This is a genomic window from Bartonella sp. B35(2025), from assembly GCF_053794465.1.
This window is the reverse complement of the sequence record NZ_CP200035.1, coordinates 1,281,158-1,298,508: the sequence shown is the minus strand read 5'-3', so window position 1 is coordinate 1,298,508 and position 17,351 is coordinate 1,281,158. Positions and strand designations below refer to the sequence as shown.

16 protein-coding genes are annotated in these 17,351 nt (G+C 35.1%); 7 read left to right on the top strand and 9 right to left on the bottom strand.

Annotation, left to right across the window (positions count from 1 at the left end; all coding sequences use genetic code 11):
- Positions 1 to 134 precede the first annotated feature (134 nt).
- The 8 genes from trwL (V4P56_RS05400) to V4P56_RS05365 all read right to left on the bottom strand — a co-directional run bounded on the left by trwL (V4P56_RS05400) (position 135) and on the right by V4P56_RS05365 (position 3,680).
- Complete coding sequence (gene trwL, locus V4P56_RS05400) at positions 135 to 446, bottom strand: VirB2 family type IV secretion system major pilin TrwL (protein WP_455481887.1); 312 nt, start codon at positions 444 to 446, stop codon at positions 135 to 137.
- Between the two features lie 124 nt (positions 447 to 570).
- Positions 571 to 885, bottom strand: coding sequence for a VirB2 family type IV secretion system major pilin TrwL (gene trwL, locus V4P56_RS05395; RefSeq protein WP_455481886.1), 315 nt, complete (start codon positions 883 to 885; stop codon positions 571 to 573).
- A gap of 121 nt (positions 886 to 1,006) precedes the next feature.
- A complete protein-coding gene (gene trwL / locus V4P56_RS05390) occupies positions 1,007 to 1,318 on the bottom strand; it encodes a VirB2 family type IV secretion system major pilin TrwL (RefSeq protein WP_455481885.1) in 312 nt (103 codons plus the stop codon).
- Positions 1,319 to 1,442: 124 nt separating this feature from the next.
- Positions 1,443 to 1,757 carry a VirB2 family type IV secretion system major pilin TrwL gene (gene trwL / locus V4P56_RS05385; RefSeq protein ID WP_455481884.1) on the bottom strand — a complete coding sequence of 105 codons (315 nt, stop codon included), beginning with the start codon at positions 1,755 to 1,757 and terminating at the stop codon, positions 1,443 to 1,445.
- Between the two features lie 122 nt (positions 1,758 to 1,879).
- The gene (trwL, locus tag V4P56_RS05380) at positions 1,880 to 2,194 is read right to left on the bottom strand and encodes a VirB2 family type IV secretion system major pilin TrwL (RefSeq protein WP_455481883.1); all 315 of its coding nucleotides are present in this window, start codon (positions 2,192 to 2,194) and stop codon (positions 1,880 to 1,882) included.
- Positions 2,195 to 2,316: 122 nt separating this feature from the next.
- Complete coding sequence (gene trwL, locus V4P56_RS05375; RefSeq protein WP_455481882.1) at positions 2,317 to 2,628, bottom strand: VirB2 family type IV secretion system major pilin TrwL; 312 nt, start codon at positions 2,626 to 2,628, stop codon at positions 2,317 to 2,319.
- Positions 2,594 to 2,890: a KorA family transcriptional regulator gene (korA, locus tag V4P56_RS05370; RefSeq protein WP_455481881.1), complete on the bottom strand. Its 297-nt coding sequence runs from the start codon at positions 2,888 to 2,890 to the stop codon at positions 2,594 to 2,596. Before korA ends, trwL (V4P56_RS05375) begins: the two co-directional genes overlap by 35 nt.
- A gap of 130 nt (positions 2,891 to 3,020) precedes the next feature.
- Complete coding sequence (locus tag V4P56_RS05365) at positions 3,021 to 3,680, bottom strand: lytic transglycosylase domain-containing protein (RefSeq protein WP_455481880.1); 660 nt, start codon at positions 3,678 to 3,680, stop codon at positions 3,021 to 3,023.
- Positions 3,681 to 4,449: 769 nt separating this feature from the next.
- On the opposite strand from V4P56_RS05365, the gene V4P56_RS05360 reads away from it, so the two are divergent.
- On the top strand, positions 4,450 to 4,737 hold the full coding sequence (locus tag V4P56_RS05360; protein WP_455481879.1) for an H-NS histone family protein: 288 nt from the start codon (positions 4,450 to 4,452) through the stop codon (positions 4,735 to 4,737).
- A 1,925-nt stretch (positions 4,738 to 6,662) separates the two neighbouring features.
- On the opposite strand, the gene V4P56_RS05355 is transcribed toward V4P56_RS05360, so the two are convergent.
- Complete coding sequence (locus V4P56_RS05355; RefSeq protein ID WP_455482669.1) at positions 6,663 to 7,925, bottom strand: ubiquinone biosynthesis hydroxylase; 1,263 nt, start codon at positions 7,923 to 7,925, stop codon at positions 6,663 to 6,665.
- A gap of 194 nt (positions 7,926 to 8,119) precedes the next feature.
- Between V4P56_RS05355 and V4P56_RS05350 the strand changes: the two genes are divergently transcribed.
- From V4P56_RS05350 to V4P56_RS05325, 6 genes are all read left to right on the top strand, one after another.
- Entirely contained in the window at positions 8,120 to 10,558 is a 2,439-nt protein-coding gene (locus V4P56_RS05350) for a DNA translocase FtsK 4TM domain-containing protein (RefSeq protein WP_455481878.1), read from the top strand.
- Between the two features lie 243 nt (positions 10,559 to 10,801).
- Positions 10,802 to 11,467, top strand: coding sequence for a LolA family protein (locus V4P56_RS05345; protein WP_455481877.1), 666 nt, complete (start codon positions 10,802 to 10,804; stop codon positions 11,465 to 11,467).
- Positions 11,468 to 11,472: 5 nt separating this feature from the next.
- The gene (locus V4P56_RS05340; protein ID WP_455481876.1) at positions 11,473 to 12,282 is read left to right on the top strand and encodes an exodeoxyribonuclease III; all 810 of its coding nucleotides are present in this window, start codon (positions 11,473 to 11,475) and stop codon (positions 12,280 to 12,282) included.
- Between the two features lie 66 nt (positions 12,283 to 12,348).
- The gene (locus tag V4P56_RS05335; RefSeq protein WP_455481875.1) at positions 12,349 to 13,830 is read left to right on the top strand and encodes an efflux transporter outer membrane subunit; all 1,482 of its coding nucleotides are present in this window, start codon (positions 12,349 to 12,351) and stop codon (positions 13,828 to 13,830) included.
- On the top strand, positions 13,827 to 15,053 hold the full coding sequence (locus tag V4P56_RS05330; RefSeq protein ID WP_455481874.1) for an efflux RND transporter periplasmic adaptor subunit: 1,227 nt from the start codon (positions 13,827 to 13,829) through the stop codon (positions 15,051 to 15,053). The genes V4P56_RS05335 and V4P56_RS05330 overlap by 4 nt, the downstream gene beginning before the upstream one ends.
- A 3-nt stretch (positions 15,054 to 15,056) precedes the next feature.
- Entirely contained in the window at positions 15,057 to 17,039 is a 1,983-nt protein-coding gene (locus V4P56_RS05325; RefSeq protein WP_455481873.1) for a MacB family efflux pump subunit, read from the top strand.
- Positions 17,040 to 17,351: the final 312 nt, after the last annotated feature.

Below are 17,351 nucleotides of genomic sequence, written 5' to 3'. Positions count from 1 at the left end.
ATAGAATTTTCCATAAACAATATTCTCTTCTTGCAGCATAAATGAAATTATCGCGAATACATTTAAGACTGCTGAACAAGAGTCTCTTTTTTGAATATAAAGAATACTTTGTGCTATGCAGTTTATGATTTGTTTCAAGTACCACTGAATAGTAGATTACTTAGTGCAGTTGCTGATCCAGCGATGATGACACCGATTGACCATCGTATAAACGTACTTCTTTCGATAAATCGACCTGCATAGCCGGTTGCTAAGAGCACAAGTATGACGGCAGCAGCAAGGGGAATCAGTACTGTTAATTCGGTTTGCACTGTTTCTAGAGCTGTTTTAGCATGCTTCAATTTTAGGTTAGCATATACTGGGTGTGTCATAAAAAATGCAGTTACAGTTGCGGTGGCTGTAATGACCTTATTATTAATGTTTAATTGGCAATTACTTTTCTTCATTTTTATTATCCTGATTAATATTAAAAATATTTTAAATAGTATTTTTATATCTGTAGAATTACCGAAGATAGATTTTACTTTTGAATAGCAAGAATATTTTATGCTATGCAGTTTATGATTTGTTTCAAGCACCTTTGAATAATAGATTACTTAGTGCAGTTGCTGATCCAGCGATAATGACACCGATTGACCACCGTATAAACGTACTTCTTTCGATAAAGCGACCTGCATAGCCAGTTGCTAAGAGTACAAGTATGACGGCAGCAGCAAGAGGAATCAGTACTGTTAATTCTTTTTGTACTTCATCCATAGCTTTCTTAGCATTATTCAATTTTGTAACATTAGCATATACTGGGCATGTCATAAAAAATGCAGTTACAGTTGCGGTGGCTGTAATGACCTTATTATTAATGTTTAATTGGCGATTACTTTTTTTCATTTTTATTATCCTGATTAATATTAAAATATTTTAAATAGTATTTTTATATCTGTAGAATTACCGAAGATAGATTTTACTTTTGAATAGCAAGAATTTTATGCTATGCAGTTTATGATTTACTTCATTTCCCACTAAACAATAGAGTACTTAGTGCAGTTGCTGATCCAGCGATGATGACACCGATTGACCATCGTATAAACGTACTTCTTTCGATAAAGCGACCTGCATAGCCAGTTGCTAAGAGTACAAGTATAACGGCAGCAGCAAGGGGAATCAATGTTTCTAAGTCCTCTTTTATTTTATCTAAAGCTGTCTTAGCATGTTCCAATTTTGTAACAGCATATACTGGGTGTGTCATAAAAAATGCAGTTACAGTTGCGGTGGCTGTAATGACCTTATTATTAATGTTTAATTGGCGATTACTTTTTTTCATTTTTATTATCCTGATTAATATTAAAAATATTTTAAATAGTATTTTTATATCTGTAGAATTACCGAAGATAGATTTTACTTTTGAATAGCAAGAATATTTTATGCTATGCAGTTTATGATTTGTTTCAAGCACCTTTGAATAATAGATTACTTAGTGCAGTTGCTGATCCAGCGATAATGACACCGATTGACCACCGTATAAACGTACTTCTTTCGATAAAGCGACCTGCATAGCCAGTTGCTAAGAGTACAAGTATAACGGCAGCAGCAAGGGGAATCAGTACTGTTAATTCTTTTTGTACTTCATCTAAAGCTGTCTTAGCATGCTGCAATTTTGTAACATTAGCATATACTGGGCATGTCATAAAAAATGCAGTTACAGTTGCGGTGGCTGTAATGACCTTATTATTAATGTTTAATTGGCGATTACTTTTTTTCATTTTTATTATCCTGATTAATATTAAAAATATTTTAAATAGTATTTTTATATCTGTAGAATTACCGAAGATAGATTTTACTTTTGAATAGCAAGAATTTTATGCTATGCAGTTTATGATTTACTTCATTTTCCACTAAACAATAGAGTACTTAGTGCAGTTGCTGATCCAGCGATGATGACACCGATTGACCATCGTATAAACGTACTTCTTTCGATAAAGCGACCTGCATAGCCAGTTGCTAAGAGTACAAGTATAACGGCAGCAGCGAGGGGAATCAGTGTTTTTAATTCGTCTCGTATTGTTTCTAGAGCTGAATTAGCATTACTCAATTTCGTAACAGCAGCATATACTGGATGTGTCATAAAAAATGCAGTTACAGTTGCGGTGGCTGTAATGACCTTATTATTAATGTTTAATTGGCGATTATTTTTTTTCATTTTTATTATCCTGATTAATATTAAAAATATTTTAAATAGTATTTTTATATCTGTAGAATTACCGAAGATAGATTTTACTTTTGAATAGCAAGAATTTTATGCTATGCAGTTTATGATTTGTTTCAAGCACCTTTGAATAATAGATTACTTAGTGCAGTTGCTGATCCAGCGATAATGACACCGATTGACCACCGTATAAACGTACTTCTTTCGATAAAGCGACCTGCATAGCCAGTTGCTAAGAGTACAAGTATAACGGCAGCAGCAAGGGGAATCAGTACTGTTAATTCTTTTTGTACTTCACTTAAAGCTTTCTCAGCATGCTGCAATTTCGTAACAGCAGCATATACTGGGTGTGTTATAAAAAATGTAGCTACAGTTGCGATGACCGCTATGATTTTATTTTTTTTCTGAATAATATTTGATCTTTTCATATTGTTTTTCCTTGTTAAGATTAAAGCTGCCACAAACAACCCCTCGCTCGTGAAGAAATTTAAAGAGATATTTCGGATCTGCCCAAGTTCTCAGTTTTCCTCTTTGTGTAAGAAGTGTATATTTATTTGGTTTGCCAGTTACCGGATTATCCGCCACAAATGTAAAGTACCACTCTCTTTCTGAGCGCATGATAACTGTAACTTCACGTGCTGCCTTTTGACTAAAGGCCATATCAACACTACCTTGTTCTATCATTTTCATTATTTTCGACCCTCAATTAAAATAGATTTTGTCTAATCTACTAATTAGAGCCTTAATATTTTCTTATCTACCTATTCATAATAGTATCCTATCAAAATTGTAGGTTTAATTTATAAGCATAATAACTATTTTACTCTTGTAATTTTTCAGATAAAGAGGGATCCTTTTTTGTAAATGCATCCTGTACACCGCTTGTTTTATGGGTAAATGCATCTGCTAATTCTTCTTGAGTGGTAATAGATTTCACCTTGACTGTTTTTTCTTGCATTTTAGTGTTTTGTTTTACAAATTTTTGTAATTCGTTATCTACAGAAGTAAGTGCAGGGACCTTCACTCCAACATTTGCAGCAATTTTTTGTACATAAGCACTGGTAAAGCCATTTTTGAAATCTCTTGTGTTATAACAATTCAATGCGGCTTTTAATGCAGTTTGTTCAAAATTATACATAGATTTTGCACGTTCATAGCAATGGGTTAAGATAATTTGAACCGCTTTGAGATTTTTGCAGGGATCAAATAAATCAGAGAGAGACATACCAAGCCACCCAAGATTTTTGACATTGATTTGCCCCAAACCTATGTCAAAATTATGGCCATCATTCTTAAGCCGTTCAGCTATTGTGATCGCTTCTTCAAATGTAGATGGCTGATGTGATAGTTTTTGATTACCGTCAATGCTTATTGCATAGGCATTACCTTGCGATTCTTGCATAACAACAGATGAAAGCGTTGTAGGGTGAATAGTTGGTGCGCACGTAGCAGCAAGCATCATGAAATCTGGAATAGTCATTGATAATGTACCCGATAATGAAAAATCTTGCTAATGCAAAAACTGATTCTTTGTAGATTCTTTGAGAGCTGCCATATATTATTAGAGATTCGTAGAATGGGGTTATTCAATTTAAGATTTTTTCTTTTGTAGCTATGGATTTTGTTGCTTCTAAGAATACTTGTAACATATGTTAACAGGTGCTCAATTATATAAATATATGATATAAAATTGAATACATCACGTGAACTGATATTACAGCTCCACCTGATGCTATGAATATTAAAGTTACAAAAAGAAAGATTTTTTATAAGCAATGGCCATTTTTCTTGGCCAGTTGAGATGGATTGCACAATACGACTTTTTGTCAGTTTTACTTTTCCTGAGTATAACTGATACAAATCAGATATTGATTGTCGGCTAGAGTACTTCTTATGGCTAAAATGTACTACTCTATTGTTATATGTAGAGGGCTTGTCCTTTATTAAGTATTGCCATAGTTTATAGACTGGCGGTCTATATGCATTTTTGGTCGCTGGTCCATGAAAGTTAGAAAGGTATAATGAAGATTTCACAACCCAATTACCAATCTCAGTGATCAAATTGAAAAAGGATACGGTAGTGATACCTGAGATACAAATAAAAAATTTCTTGTAGTTCAAAGTATATCTCCATGAGAGTGATATATTCATTGTATTTCTAATTTTGATAACAAATGGGCGAAAGTTGTCTATAATTATGTTTAAAATATGACAAAACATAATTCTTTTTTGCAAGGGGAGTAATTAAGGTGAGTAATCTCAAAAACATGAATCTTGATGAATTGCAAGAGATGCGTACTCAAATCGATGTAGAATTAAAAAAACGGCAAGCAAAGGAGAAGCAGAATGCACGGCGGAAAATTCTTGAAATTGCTAGTGCACATGGAATTGATATTGCTGATCTTGTAAGAAAAGAGCGCCATTATAGAAATCCCAATAACCAATGGGAATTATGGAATGGGCGTGGGCGTAAACCTAAGTGGGTGAAAGAATGGTTGGAGAGTGGTTATGCACTTGAAGAATTAGAAGTAACATAGAATATTCGCAAAGCATGAGAATATCAATTAAATTTACGCAATATATATTTTATATAGTAAAATACTAAATTAATTTATTAAGCTGATTATTGTATAAGATATTGATTATTATCAGAATTTATATTAATTATATTTTTAGAAAAATTATTGCTGAATATCTTTTATGAATTTATGAGAGAGCTCTTATTTTTTTAATTTTTATTGAGAGAGAGACTATTTTGAGGATAGCAATTTTAGCAAAAAGCTTTCTCACTTGATTAAAGAGATTTTCATTATAAAAATTACCCTTTTATAGAGTCTTTGATACTATATATTAGTTAAAAAAAGAAATGCTAAAGATTAAGCCATAAAATTAGGCAATTTTATGGCTTTTATTTGTTTTCTTGATTGTACGATAAATTAAAGAATCCCATAAAATAATATAGTGATGATTGATCGTGGACAATTTAATGTATCATAATAAATTTTGTTCAAATTTTAGAGGTTTATAATGAAGTAAATGAGATGATTTCTTATTTTTTAAAGGTGCTAAAAGTTGTTTTTCTAATTTTCATTTAAGCTGGGTAGATGGTTAAGTTTGCAGATATTGTGTGTATGTGCTCGAGGGGAAGCTAAGATCACATATCCTAAAATCTTCTCACTTTAAAATAATTGATATTGTTTTTAAGCTTGCTTTTATCTTTGAAGTTGTAGAATAAATTAGTTAAGGGAGGTTACCAATAGAGATAAGCATAAAAACATTTCAAAAACCTATTCTATTATTATTTATATCTTATGAATTATGAAATTCACGTTTGCCTTTTTAGAAAGATATAGATAATTTTATCGAGCAACATTCATATCTTATATCGCAATTACTACACTATTATTGATAATTTTCTCTTAAGCTTATTTTAAAAGAATTTTTCCTTATTTTATAAATAAAGAGTTGTTTTTGATATACATACAAAAAATTGCTGATAGTATATTTTGTGAAAAGGGGAAATGAAAAAATTAAAATATCTGTATACCCTTTGTTACACAATAAAAAGATTAGCCTTAGGCATCTTATAGATTGCCTTTATTTTGTATACTATCAGTATCATTTGCACGAAGCTCATGCTTTATTTCATCGATAAAAAACGCAAAATATTCACTTTCTTCTTTTCATATAATAAAGACTTTTTATATGGATATTGGAGTGATTGATAGTCATATTTTCTTAAATTTTTGCAGTATTTAATATAAAGAATAATATATGTAAATTATTGATTTAATTATATATTTAATTTTTAATATCCACTTTAAATAGTTAAGAATAAATAAAAATATAAAGCAATAAATTACTTTATATAGTATAATTAAAATTAATAAGTACTATATATAGATTTTAGAACTGAATATACTCTATATTAATAGTATTATTATGTAGCCATGAAGATGATATTTCATTTTTCTAAATGAAGAGGTATGATTATTATCATCATTACGTTCATAAATTGCTGTTACGTAATCTGTGGTTTGTTTTTGGTTTATGATTAAGTATGTTACAATGTTGTTAGGTTGTCATTCATATTTTGTAAAAAGAAAAACATCACAAAGTGGGTATAAGTAATCTTTCTGTTTAAGCATTAAGTATGGAAACGTAAGTGGAATAGGTTTGCTTAAAATCTTCTGTGTTATGCGCAAAGCGGATACGATGGTTGTGGTTGAATCTGTTAAGTATTAAGTGATTTAATAACAAAATTTTTTAGAAGAATATCAAAAAGAGGATTATTCGGTTTAGAGATTGGGAAAAGATAAGAAAATTTTAATCACGATAAAATGGTTAATAAGAATTTTGTGAAAAAGATTTAAAATGTGGCAGTTGTTTTTTTCAATAAATTTATGTTGAGAGAAGAAGAGTTTAATAAATTACAAAAGTGTAAAGGTACTCATTTTAGAGCTTAAAGCGGTAGCCCTCGTAGAAGGCGTGGAGCATTAGGAGTAAGTCCAGCAGCTTCCTGAATGAAATATTGTTTCATTTTTGGCATTTGATTAACAATTCCAAGTCCAATATCACGAAGTATTCGCAACAAAAGATTATCATTAGAAAAGAGTTGATTAAGCCAATCATTGCTCAAAGCCATCCGTACGATTTCAAAACGTCTCCAGCTTTGGTAGCGTTCAAGAGCGATGAGTGAACCAATATCAAGACCCAACCGTGCTGTTTCGATAATAACTTCGGCTAGAGCAGCGCTATCGCGTAATCCTAAATTGAGACCTTGTCCAGCAATAGGGTGAATGGTGTGTGCAGAATCACCAACAAGGGCAAAACGGGGTTTGATGAATTGGCGTGTTAAAGAAAGAGCTAAAGGAAAAGCTTGACGTTCGCCATTCCAAGAGAGTTTTCCAAATCGGTGACCGATACGTTTTTCGATTTCTGTTTCAAAAATAAAAGCATCAGCTTTGAGATAATATTGAGCAGTTTTATGGTGTTCATTCCATACAACAGCTGATCTATTTCCTTTAAGAGGGAGAAGAGCAAAAGGTCCAGCAGGTAAAAAATGTTGAATTGCTTGACCGTAATGGGGAGTTTCATGTTCAATTGTACATATGATTGCTGTTTGCTTATAAGAATGAGAAAAATTTCTAAGGCCTGCTTTTGTACGTAATTTGGAGTGCACTCCGTCGGCTGCGATCAGCAACCTTGTTTGCCAGATTTCTTCATTGCTTAAGGTGACAGTTGTATGTTGGTCTTTTGGACAAAAATCAACGACACGCGTATTTTCAATGAAGGTAATATTGAGATCTTTTACACGCTTTTTTAAAGCATTAATAAGATTTTTATATTCAACTACAGTGGCAAAAGGTTCATTGGGAGTAATATCTCCCTCAAAGGTTAAAAAAATTGGTTTGAAAGGGTCATTTTCACATGCATCCGTGATTATCATTGAATGAATGGGTTGGGCATGAGGTTTTATATGTTCCCAGCATTGTAATTGTTTAAACATGCGGATAGAAGCAGCAGCGAGAGCAAGTGCTCGTATGTTTGAGGTAGAGATATTTTCTTTAGGAGTTGCATCAATGATATTGATTTTCATATCAGGTGCAGCTTGCTTGAGTGCCACTGCAAGTGTTAAACCAACAACTGCACCACCCGCAATGAGAAGATCACAGTATTTTTCCTCTGTATGAGGTTTTATACCTTTATTAAGATCAAAATACACAATGCTTCTTTCCATTTTTATACAGTTTATGAACTATTAAACAAAATAGATACTTTCTTCCAATACCATTTTTTGCGCAATATTAAAGGAAATTATTATGGTTATGATAGTTAAAACTGTGTTAATATCTTTAGATTACAATTTTGTATCTTTTTGTGTTAAAGTATGAAGAGTTTTTTGTTTAGGATTGATGAATGAACCAAAGTTCTTCTCCGTATGATTTGTTAAAAACGCCAAATTCTCAAGGTTTTCGGCTTATTGAAGTGTTTTTGCGCCAGATTGGTGTTTTCGTTGGGCTTGGACTTTTTGGTTTTATTATTTTTTGTGTTTTTTCTTTGGCAACTTGGAATGTTGCAGATCCATCATTAACACATGCAAATATAAATAAGATTACAAATTTTATGGGGTGGTCAGGTGCTGTTTTTTCAGATTTTGCTATACAATTTTTTGGTTTAGCAAGTCTTGGTATTTTGTTACCACCATTGTTTTGGTCATTCCTTTTGTTGGCACAAAAAGATATCCATAATTTTATTTTTCGCCTTTTTTTATGGGTGGTGTCAACAATTTGTTTTTTAGTTTCTTTTTCTCTTATGACGCCTATTGCTTCTTTTACGTATTGGCCATTACCCATTGGTTTGGGAGGCGTTTTAGGTGATAAAATTTTAAATGCTGCTTATTTTATTTTTCCTGTTTTGCTTTCTCCTGTTCAGAGTGTGTTGTTGGGCGTGGCTCTTACATTTTTAAGTCTTTTGATAGCCGCTTTTGCTGGCAATGTGGTGTGGCGACGCCAGTGTCGGACAAATGAAAGAAAAGTAAGAAATACCCGGAAAGTCGAAATTGTAGATCCAGTCTTTGATATGTCAGAAGATGCAGAAAATTTTGCAGATGAAGTGCAGCATGGTTTTTTTGTCACGGCTTTTGGGGCTATTTTACATTTTCTTTATTTTTTACAGGCACGGTTTTTTCGTTTTTTTTCACCCAGAAGACAGCTTAAGAAACAAGGACAGTCGTTTGATCGGATTGAACCAGTTTTCTTTGATGAAAAAATAAAATACGAAGAACATCAAAATAAGGTACCTATTTCTCCTGTTAAAAATCATATTTTAAAGCCAACAACAGCTTCAACAGGTGGTTTTCTCCTTCCACTTTTGGATTATCTTTCGGTTTCTCCACCGGTAGCGAGAGATACAAAACTTTCTCCTACTGCCTTAAGAGTAAATTCTCATGAACTTGAGAATGTTTTGTTGGATTTTGGGGTTAAGGGAAAAATTATTGATGCACGTCCTGGTCCAGTGGTGACTTTATATGAATTTGAGCCAGCTGCAGGTATTAAATCTTCTCGCATTATTGGTTTAGCAGATGATATTGCACGTTCTATGCGTGCAATTTCAGCACGTGTTGCTGTAATTCCAGGGCGTAATGTGATTGGAATAGAATTGCCCAATGCAACGCGTGAAATGGTTTATTTACGGGAAATTTTGCAGGCAAAAGAATTTGTGAATAGCAAAGCCAAACTAGGGCTTGCTTTGGGTAAAACAATAGGTGGTGAAACAGTGATCGCGGATTTAGCAACAATGCCGCATCTTTTAGTTGCAGGTACAACAGGGTCAGGGAAATCCGTTGCTATTAATACTATGATTTTGTCGCTTCTTTATCGGATGACACCTGAGCAATGTCGTTTAATCATGGTTGATCCCAAAATGCTTGAACTTTCGGTTTATGATGGCATTCCACATTTGTTAACACCAGTGGTGACAGATCCTAAAAAAGCAGTAGTTGTGCTTAAGTGGGCTGTTCGTGAAATGGAAGAGCGCTACAGCAAAATGTCAAAAGTTGGTGTTCGCAATGTTGATGGATTTAATGCACGCCTAAAGGAAGCAGAAAATAAGGGGGAAACGATAACACGTACAGTTCAAGTTGGATTTGATCATGAAACTGGCAAACCTCTTTACGAAACCGAAACACTTAATTTAAGCCTCATGCCCTATATCGTTGTTATTATTGATGAGATGGCAGATTTGATGATGGTTGCTGGTAAAGAGATAGAGGGAGCGGTGCAACGCTTAGCACAAATGGCGCGTGCTGCCGGCATCCATGTTATTATGGCTACACAGCGTCCTTCAGTGGATGTGATCACGGGAACAATTAAAGCCAATTTTCCTACACGTATTTCTTTTTCTGTCAGTTCAAAAATTGATAGCAGAACAATTCTTGGTGAGCAGGGAGCTGAGCAATTATTAGGTCAGGGAGATATGCTTTTCATGATGGGAGGAGGTCGTATCCAGCGTGTTCATGGGCCTTTTGTTGTTGATAATGAAGTTGAGCAGGTTGTGGCACATCTCAAAGCGCAGGCACAGCCTGAATATTTGGAAACTATTACACAAGAAACTGCAGATAGTGGTGTTGATGTTTCTTTGAATTCTCCTTCTGCAGATGACCCCTATAGTCAAGCTGTTGCTGTGGTTCTTAGTGATCGTAGGGTTTCAACTTCTTATATTCAACGCCGTTTAGGTATTGGCTATAACCGTGCTGCTTCGTTGATTGAGCGTATGGAAGAAGAAGGTATTATTAGTTCAGCTAATCATGTGGGTAAACGGGAAATTTTGATACCAGCTGAAGAAGAATCTTTTTAAAATAAAAGCTTTTTTATGGGTTTTTCAAACAATATCCTTATCTAAAAGGTATTTATCCGCTGTTGATTGCTTATATTTAAGGTGAATATGTACTGCTTAAGAGCATTTTATGAAAACGTCTTTTTTTTTACTACAAAGAAGAATACTTTTATTACAAATATTACAAAGAAAATATTGTGATTTTCTGGATTCATTATTTTTTTTGCCTGGCTTTCCCTATTTTTTTGCGTTATGACCACTTAAATGAAAACATCTTTTTTTTTACTACAAAGAAGAATACCTTTATTACAAACATTACAAAAAAAAGTGTTGGTTTTTTTTGGATTCATTGTCTTTTTGTGTTTCGCTTTCCCTGTTTTTTCACAATCACCCAATCAAGTAGTACAAGCGCAGAATGTTGCTAATCACTTTGCAGCGATTAAAACGATGACAGGTGATTTTATCCAGTTTAGCCCAAAGGGAAAAATGACTGAGGGAACATTTTATTTGGAACGTCCGGGAAAGATTCGTTTTATTTACAAAAAAATACCTTTACAAATTATAGCAGATGGTGAATTTGTTGGAGTTAATAATCGTGCTTTAAATACTTGGAGTTATTCACAGCTCTTGCATACGCCGATGAAATTTTTGTTGGATGATAAAATTGATTTATCATCAGGGCGTTTATTAGCTTTTCATAAAAATCCAGGAGCAGTGATGATGGTTTTGCAGGATCAAAGTATTGGTAAGGGACGAATAAAGATGATTTTTGATTCAAAAAGCTATGCTTTGCGGCAGTGGACGATTGTTGATCAACAAAATTTGGAAACTACTGTTCAAATCATGAATATACGAACCGGTGTTCGGTTTGCTGATAGGATGTTTACACTGCCTAATAAAAAAATTACAGCGTCACGTGATCGGTCTTAAAATAAATGTTTTTTCGTATTGCTACTTGGAATATTAACTCTATTCGTTTGCGTCTTGCACAGGTTTTTCAGTATTTAGATAGATTTTCTTTAGATGTTTTGTGTTTGCAAGAGACAAAGTGTCCAGATGATTTATTCCCATATGAGGCTTTTGAAGAGGCAGGTTATAAGCATATCGCGCTGAGTGGGCAAAAATCTTACAATGGTGTGGCGATTATTTCACGTTTACCTTTTAAGAGTGTTGAAAAAGTTTTTTTTTGTCAAAAAGAGGATTGCCGTTACATTTCAGTAATTATTGAAGTCTATGGCAAAGAAATGCGGATTCATAATTTTTATGTGCCTGCTGGGGGTGATGTGCCTGATGTTGTTGTAAATGAAAAATTTCGTCATAAACTTGATTTTTTAGAGGAAATGTCGTCTATCCGAGCCGATCAGGGAGATGGTTTATCTTCTCTTTTAGTTGGTGATTTGAATATTGCTCCTTTGGCAGATGATGTTTGGTCTCATCAGAAATTGTTGAAGGTTGTAAGCCACACGCCAATTGAAACTGAGCGTTTACAGTCTGTATGCTTTCAAGGTGGTTGGGTTGATCTGATGCGTGTACATTTTCCTGCTCCTATTAAGCTTTATACATGGTGGAGTTACCGTGCACGCGATTGGGCACTTTCTGATCGTGGTCGGCGGCTTGATCATATTTGGTCTTCTCCAGATTTGGTTCCTTTTGTTGAGGATCTTTCTATTTTTCGTGATGCACGAGAGTGGGATCACCCTTCAGATCATGTTCCAGTAAAAACTGTATTTGATTTTTCAAGATAATTTTGGAATAAAAACTTCGTAAATAAAATATTAATGGATTGATTCTGCAAATATACGAGAAATTGAATGCAAATCAAAAATCTCAAGTGGATTACTTCGAAGAGCTTATTTTATAGTGCTGTTTTGTGTTTTCCTGTGCTTTCAGGATGTATGGTTGGTCCCAATTATCAAAAAACATCTTTTGATGTTCCGCCAGTTTGGGGGCAACAGTCTGAGCAAGTTTCTAAGCATCAAGTTGTGCTTGCAGGATGGTGGCGGAGTTTTAATGATCCTATTTTGAATACGTTAATAGATTACGCGATTACTGGAAATAATAATGTTGCTGTTGCTAAAGCACGAGTTCGTGAAGCACGTGCTGGTTTAGGACAAGTCGTGGGATATTTGTCACCAAGTGTATCGAGCTCAATTTCAGGAATCCGCAGTTCTGGGCAAGCTGATCGCTCTTTAAGCCAATATCGTAGCAGTTTTGATGCTAGTTGGGAGCTTGATTTTTTTGGCGGGCATAAACGAGCGGTTGAAGCAGCACGTTATGGTCTTGAAGCATCTGTCGAAGACATGCATGCTACAATGGTAATATTATTAGGAGATGTAGCAACAAATTATGTTCAAATGCGTGGTTGGCAACAAAAATTGTTGATTGCGCAGCAAATTGCTTTATCACAGCGTAAAACGTTTGAATTAATGCGTGCTAAATTAACAGCTGGGGGTGCTTCAGCTCTTGATGTTTCAAATGCACAAGCGCAAATGGCGGATACAGAAGCGAATATATCACAGATAGAAGCTAATTTAGCAATGAGCATTCATCGCCTTTCTGTCTTAACTGGTCGTGTACCTACAGCTTTGAAAGATCTTTTGCAAAAGAGCGCTAAGAAAGCGAAAATCCCGCAACCACAATGGCCAATACCAGCAGGAATTCCGGCTGATATTTTACTAACACGTCCAGATTTGCGAAGAGCAGAGCGTCAATATGCGCAAGCTACAGCACGGATTGGTCAACGTGAAGCAGATCGTTATCCAGCACTTACTTTAACCGGGAATATTTCAACAACAGCAATATCGATTGGTCAGTTATGGAAAAATTCAACAATTGGATGGTCTTTTGGACCTGGTATTCGTTTTCCTTTTTTTAATGGGGGGCAGGTTATGGCATCTGTTATGGTAGCTCGTGCGCAGCGCGATCAAGCTTTTATTGCTTACCGTACTGCTGTGTTGGAAGCTCTCGAAGATGTAGAAAATGCACTTGTGAGATTAACTAAAGAACACCAGCATTTAGAAAAGCTTATCGTTGCAGATGCAGCTTATCTGCATTCATTGAAACTTTCACGAAGTCTTTTTGAAAATGGAAATACTAGTTTTCTTGAATTATTAAATGCTGATCGCTCCTATTATTCTTCACAAATGGCGCTTAAAAACAGCCGTATTTCTTTAGCTACTCAATATATTGCACTAATGAAAGCATTGGGCGGTGGTTGGGATGGTGTGGTTGATGCATCACGTTCGGAAGTAGTTGATGGTATTATCCATCCACATACGAAGGTAGGGAAATGAAAAAAAGTTTGATCAAAAATTCTATTATGAAACGCAAAAAGCTTTTCCTATTTTTAACTGGTACACTCCTTATCATTTTACTGTTATGGCTGCGTTCTCTTTTTTTTGGAACATCTATGCCAACTTATATGACAGCGGTTGTGAAGCGTGGTGATATCGAGGAAAGTGTTTTAGCTTATGGTGTTGTACGTCCTTATCGGTTGGTTGCTGTGGGGGCACGTACGACAGGGCGTGTGATATCAATGCCTGTTTTTCCTGGTAGTATTGTAAAAGAGGGGGATCTGTTGGCAGAAATTGATCCTACAGATCAGGAAAATGATCTGAAAAGAAAAAAAGCAGCATTATCCCACTATTATGCTTGTTTGGTAGAACAAGAGACTTATCTTGCTCTTGCAAAAAAAAATTTAGAGCGTCATAAAAAAATGATCGAAGAACGTGCTGTTTCACAGGCTAACCTTGATGATTCCATGACACAAGTAAAAATACGTGAAGCGCAAATTATCCAGCTTAGAGAACAAATTGCACAGGCACAAATTGATGTGGAAAGCGCAGAGGATAATTTAGGTTATACACGTATAACTGCGCCTTCAGCGGGAACAGTTTTAGCAACAGTTGTGGAAGAAGGACAAAATGTGAATGCGGTTCAGTCAGCACCAACAATTGTTATTTTAGGTGATTTGTCAAAAATGACCATCAAAGCACAAATTTCGGAGGCTGATATTCTTAAAGTTCATCCTGGACAATCTCTTTATTTTACAGTTTTAGGCAATTCACAGCGCCGTTATGAAGGAACTTTAGAAAGGATTGAGCCGGCACCTGAATCGATTCGTTCTGATGTGAATATTAATCCTGGTATGATAGGAAATTCTAGTTCTTTAATGTCATCAGCTATCTATTATAATGGGATTGTGCATGTTGATAATAAGGATAATTTTTTACGTACTTATATGACTGCTCAAATTCATATCATATTAGGTCGCGCTCAAAATGTTTTATTGGTTCCAAGTAATGCTTTACGTGATGAGACAAAAGAGCGTAAAGCATGGGTTTCTGTTTTGGATAAGCGAAATAAGGTAACTGAAAAAGAGGTAACTGTTGGGCTTAATAATAAGGTTATGGCAGAGATTGTTTCAGGGCTTAATGAAGGTGACGTGATTATTACTGGGGTACATGACAAAGTGATACCAGAGCCTTTTGATATCGAAAGTGAAGATGAGATCTAAATCATGGAAACAGAGCAAGCAGATGCTGTCCTCGTTTTGAAAAATATTGTACGAAAATTTCGTGCAGGTGAGACATTTTTTACTGTCTTGAAAAACATCAATCTTACTATTAAACGTGGTGAAATGGTAGCGATTGTGGGAGCTTCCGGTTCAGGAAAATCCACATTGATGAATATCTTAGGGTGCCTTGATCGACCAAATTCTGGTCACTATTGGATTGCAGGTAAAGAGACAGCTACTCTTTCTGCTGATGAGTTATCGGCTTTGCGGCGTAATCACTTTGGATTTATTTTTCAACGCTATCATTTATTGAATGAATTAACAGCTCTTGGGAATGTTGAAATTCCAGCTATTTACGCAGGGTGTGCAGCGTCAACAAGAAAAAAACGTGCACAAGATCTTTTAACACGCCTCGGTATGGGTGATCGGATGAATCATCATCCAAATCAGCTTTCAGGTGGTCAGCAGCAACGTGTGTCTATTGCTCGTGCTTTAATGAACAATGCTGAAGTTATTCTTGCAGATGAACCAACTGGTGCATTAGATAAACAGAGCGGCCAAGAAGTGTTGTGTATTTTGGAGGAGCTTCATAAAGAAGGGCATACCATTATCATTGTAACCCATGATATGCATGTAGCTGAGAGAGCTGATCGCATTATCGAAATCAGTGATGGAAAAATTATTGCCGACAATGTGTCAAAGGTTACAAAAATCAGAGCTGATAGACAGCCTTTTTATAAAAAACAAAATCTAGGAGATCAGCAAATAGTTGATTCTCTGCGTTCTTTTACTGAGCGTTTTCGTGAAGCATTTGTTATGGCTTTGTTGGCAATGAATGCACATCGAATGCGGACTTTTTTAACAATGCTTGGAGTAATTATTGGTATTGGTGCAATTATTGCGATGGTCGCTTTAGGCAATGGTACACGAGAAAAAATCTTAGAAAATTTTAAGAGTTTGGGCTCTAATACATTGACAATTTTTCCTGGAAAAAGTTTTTCTGATCCACAGTCAGAGAAAATAACCAGTTTGGTTGAAGCTGATGCAGAAGCCCTTTCTAAATTGCCCTATATTTCCGGTGTAACACCTCAGGTTTCAGCAAGCTCAAAGGTACGTTTTGGTGCAGTTGAAGCTAATGCTGTGATTATGGGAGTGGGAGAACAATTTTTTCAGACGCAGGGGCTTAACATTATTGAAGGGCAATTATTTGATCAGAAAAGTGTGCATGATCGGGCGGTTGATTTAGTGATTGAAAAAGAAGCACTTTCTGTTCTTTTTCCTCATAGCCGTGAGAGCCCTATTGGTAAAGTGGTACATGTGGGTAAAGTACCAGCGCGTATTGTTGGTGTTATAGCTCCACAAAATAATGGAGATATGTCAAATACGTTGCAGATTTATTTACCCTACACAACATTGCAAACACGTTTTCTTGGAACAACACAAGTTCGTGCAATTACAGTTAAGATTGCTGATAATATCGACTCACAATTAGCAGAGACTATGGTACAGCGTTTTTTAATTATGCGGCATGGTGAAAAAGATTTTTTCATTAGAAGTTCAAAATTTTTTCGTGATCGTATCATGGAGAGCACAAATATTTTAACACTTTTAGTATCTTCAATTGCAGCTATTTCATTAATTGTGGGAGGTATTGGGGTAATGAACATCATGTTGGTTACTGTTTCTGAGCGGATTAATGAAATTGGTGTGCGTATGGCAGTTGGTGCACGCCAAGGTGATATTTTGCAGCAATTTTTAATTGAAGCGATTTTGGTTTGTATTATTGGTGGTGGTTTGGGGATCTTGTTTGGGTTTTCTATTGGTGGTCTATTTTTGTTATTTAATGCGCCTATCTACTTGATTTACACTATTGATTCGATCATTATGTCCCTTGTCTTTTCGACCATAATTGGTGTGTGTTTTGGTTTTTCGCCAGCACGTCAGGCTTCACAGCTTGATCCTGTTGTCGCTCTCGCAAGCGATTAAGTATCATAAACTGCAGGGAAAGGTTGTGGTTGTCATGATACATTAATATCGAATATTGGGTAAAATATTAGCGAAAAGAGTATTAGCTGAGAAGGTGATACTCTTTCGAGTGATGTGTTGTATCGTATTTGCATTGTCACTTTTTTAAACAAGATATTCAACAAAATCTACGTTAGATAATTAAGTATTCGGGTTTATATAAAAAGTGTCATATGGACTGCTTGCTTCAGCAAAATAATCAGTTGGTAAAGTGGGTAAAATAGATATTTTTTATGGCTTGATAAGCAGTATATTATCAAAATTTATATTAAG

Bases quoted from the DNA above. Each gene is read 5' to 3' on its own strand.
- V4P56_RS05330 (WP_455481874.1), top strand. From the start codon at position 13,827: ATGAAAAAAAGTTTGATCAAAAATTCTATTATGAAACGCAAAAAGCTT.
- V4P56_RS05350 (WP_455481878.1), top strand. From the start codon at position 8,120: ATGAACCAAAGTTCTTCTCCGTATGATTTGTTAAAAACGCCAAATTCT.
- trwL (WP_455481886.1), bottom strand. From the start codon at position 885: ATGAAAAAAAGTAATCGCCAATTAAACATTAATAATAAGGTCATTACA.
- V4P56_RS05340 (WP_455481876.1), top strand. From the start codon at position 11,473: ATGTTTTTTCGTATTGCTACTTGGAATATTAACTCTATTCGTTTGCGT.
- trwL (WP_455481884.1), bottom strand. From the start codon at position 1,757: ATGAAAAAAAGTAATCGCCAATTAAACATTAATAATAAGGTCATTACA.
- V4P56_RS05335 (WP_455481875.1), top strand. From the start codon at position 12,349: ATGCAAATCAAAAATCTCAAGTGGATTACTTCGAAGAGCTTATTTTAT.
- V4P56_RS05325 (WP_455481873.1), top strand. From the start codon at position 15,057: ATGGAAACAGAGCAAGCAGATGCTGTCCTCGTTTTGAAAAATATTGTA.
- trwL (WP_455481887.1), bottom strand. From the start codon at position 446: ATGAAGAAAAGTAATTGCCAATTAAACATTAATAATAAGGTCATTACA.
- trwL (WP_455481882.1), bottom strand. From the start codon at position 2,628: ATGAAAAGATCAAATATTATTCAGAAAAAAAATAAAATCATAGCGGTC.
- trwL (WP_455481885.1), bottom strand. From the start codon at position 1,318: ATGAAAAAAAGTAATCGCCAATTAAACATTAATAATAAGGTCATTACA.
- trwL (WP_455481883.1), bottom strand. From the start codon at position 2,194: ATGAAAAAAAATAATCGCCAATTAAACATTAATAATAAGGTCATTACA.
- V4P56_RS05365 (WP_455481880.1), bottom strand. From the start codon at position 3,680: ATGACTATTCCAGATTTCATGATGCTTGCTGCTACGTGCGCACCAACT.
- korA (WP_455481881.1), bottom strand. From the start codon at position 2,890: ATGAAAATGATAGAACAAGGTAGTGTTGATATGGCCTTTAGTCAAAAG.
- V4P56_RS05345 (WP_455481877.1), top strand. From the start codon at position 10,802: ATGAAAACATCTTTTTTTTTACTACAAAGAAGAATACCTTTATTACAA.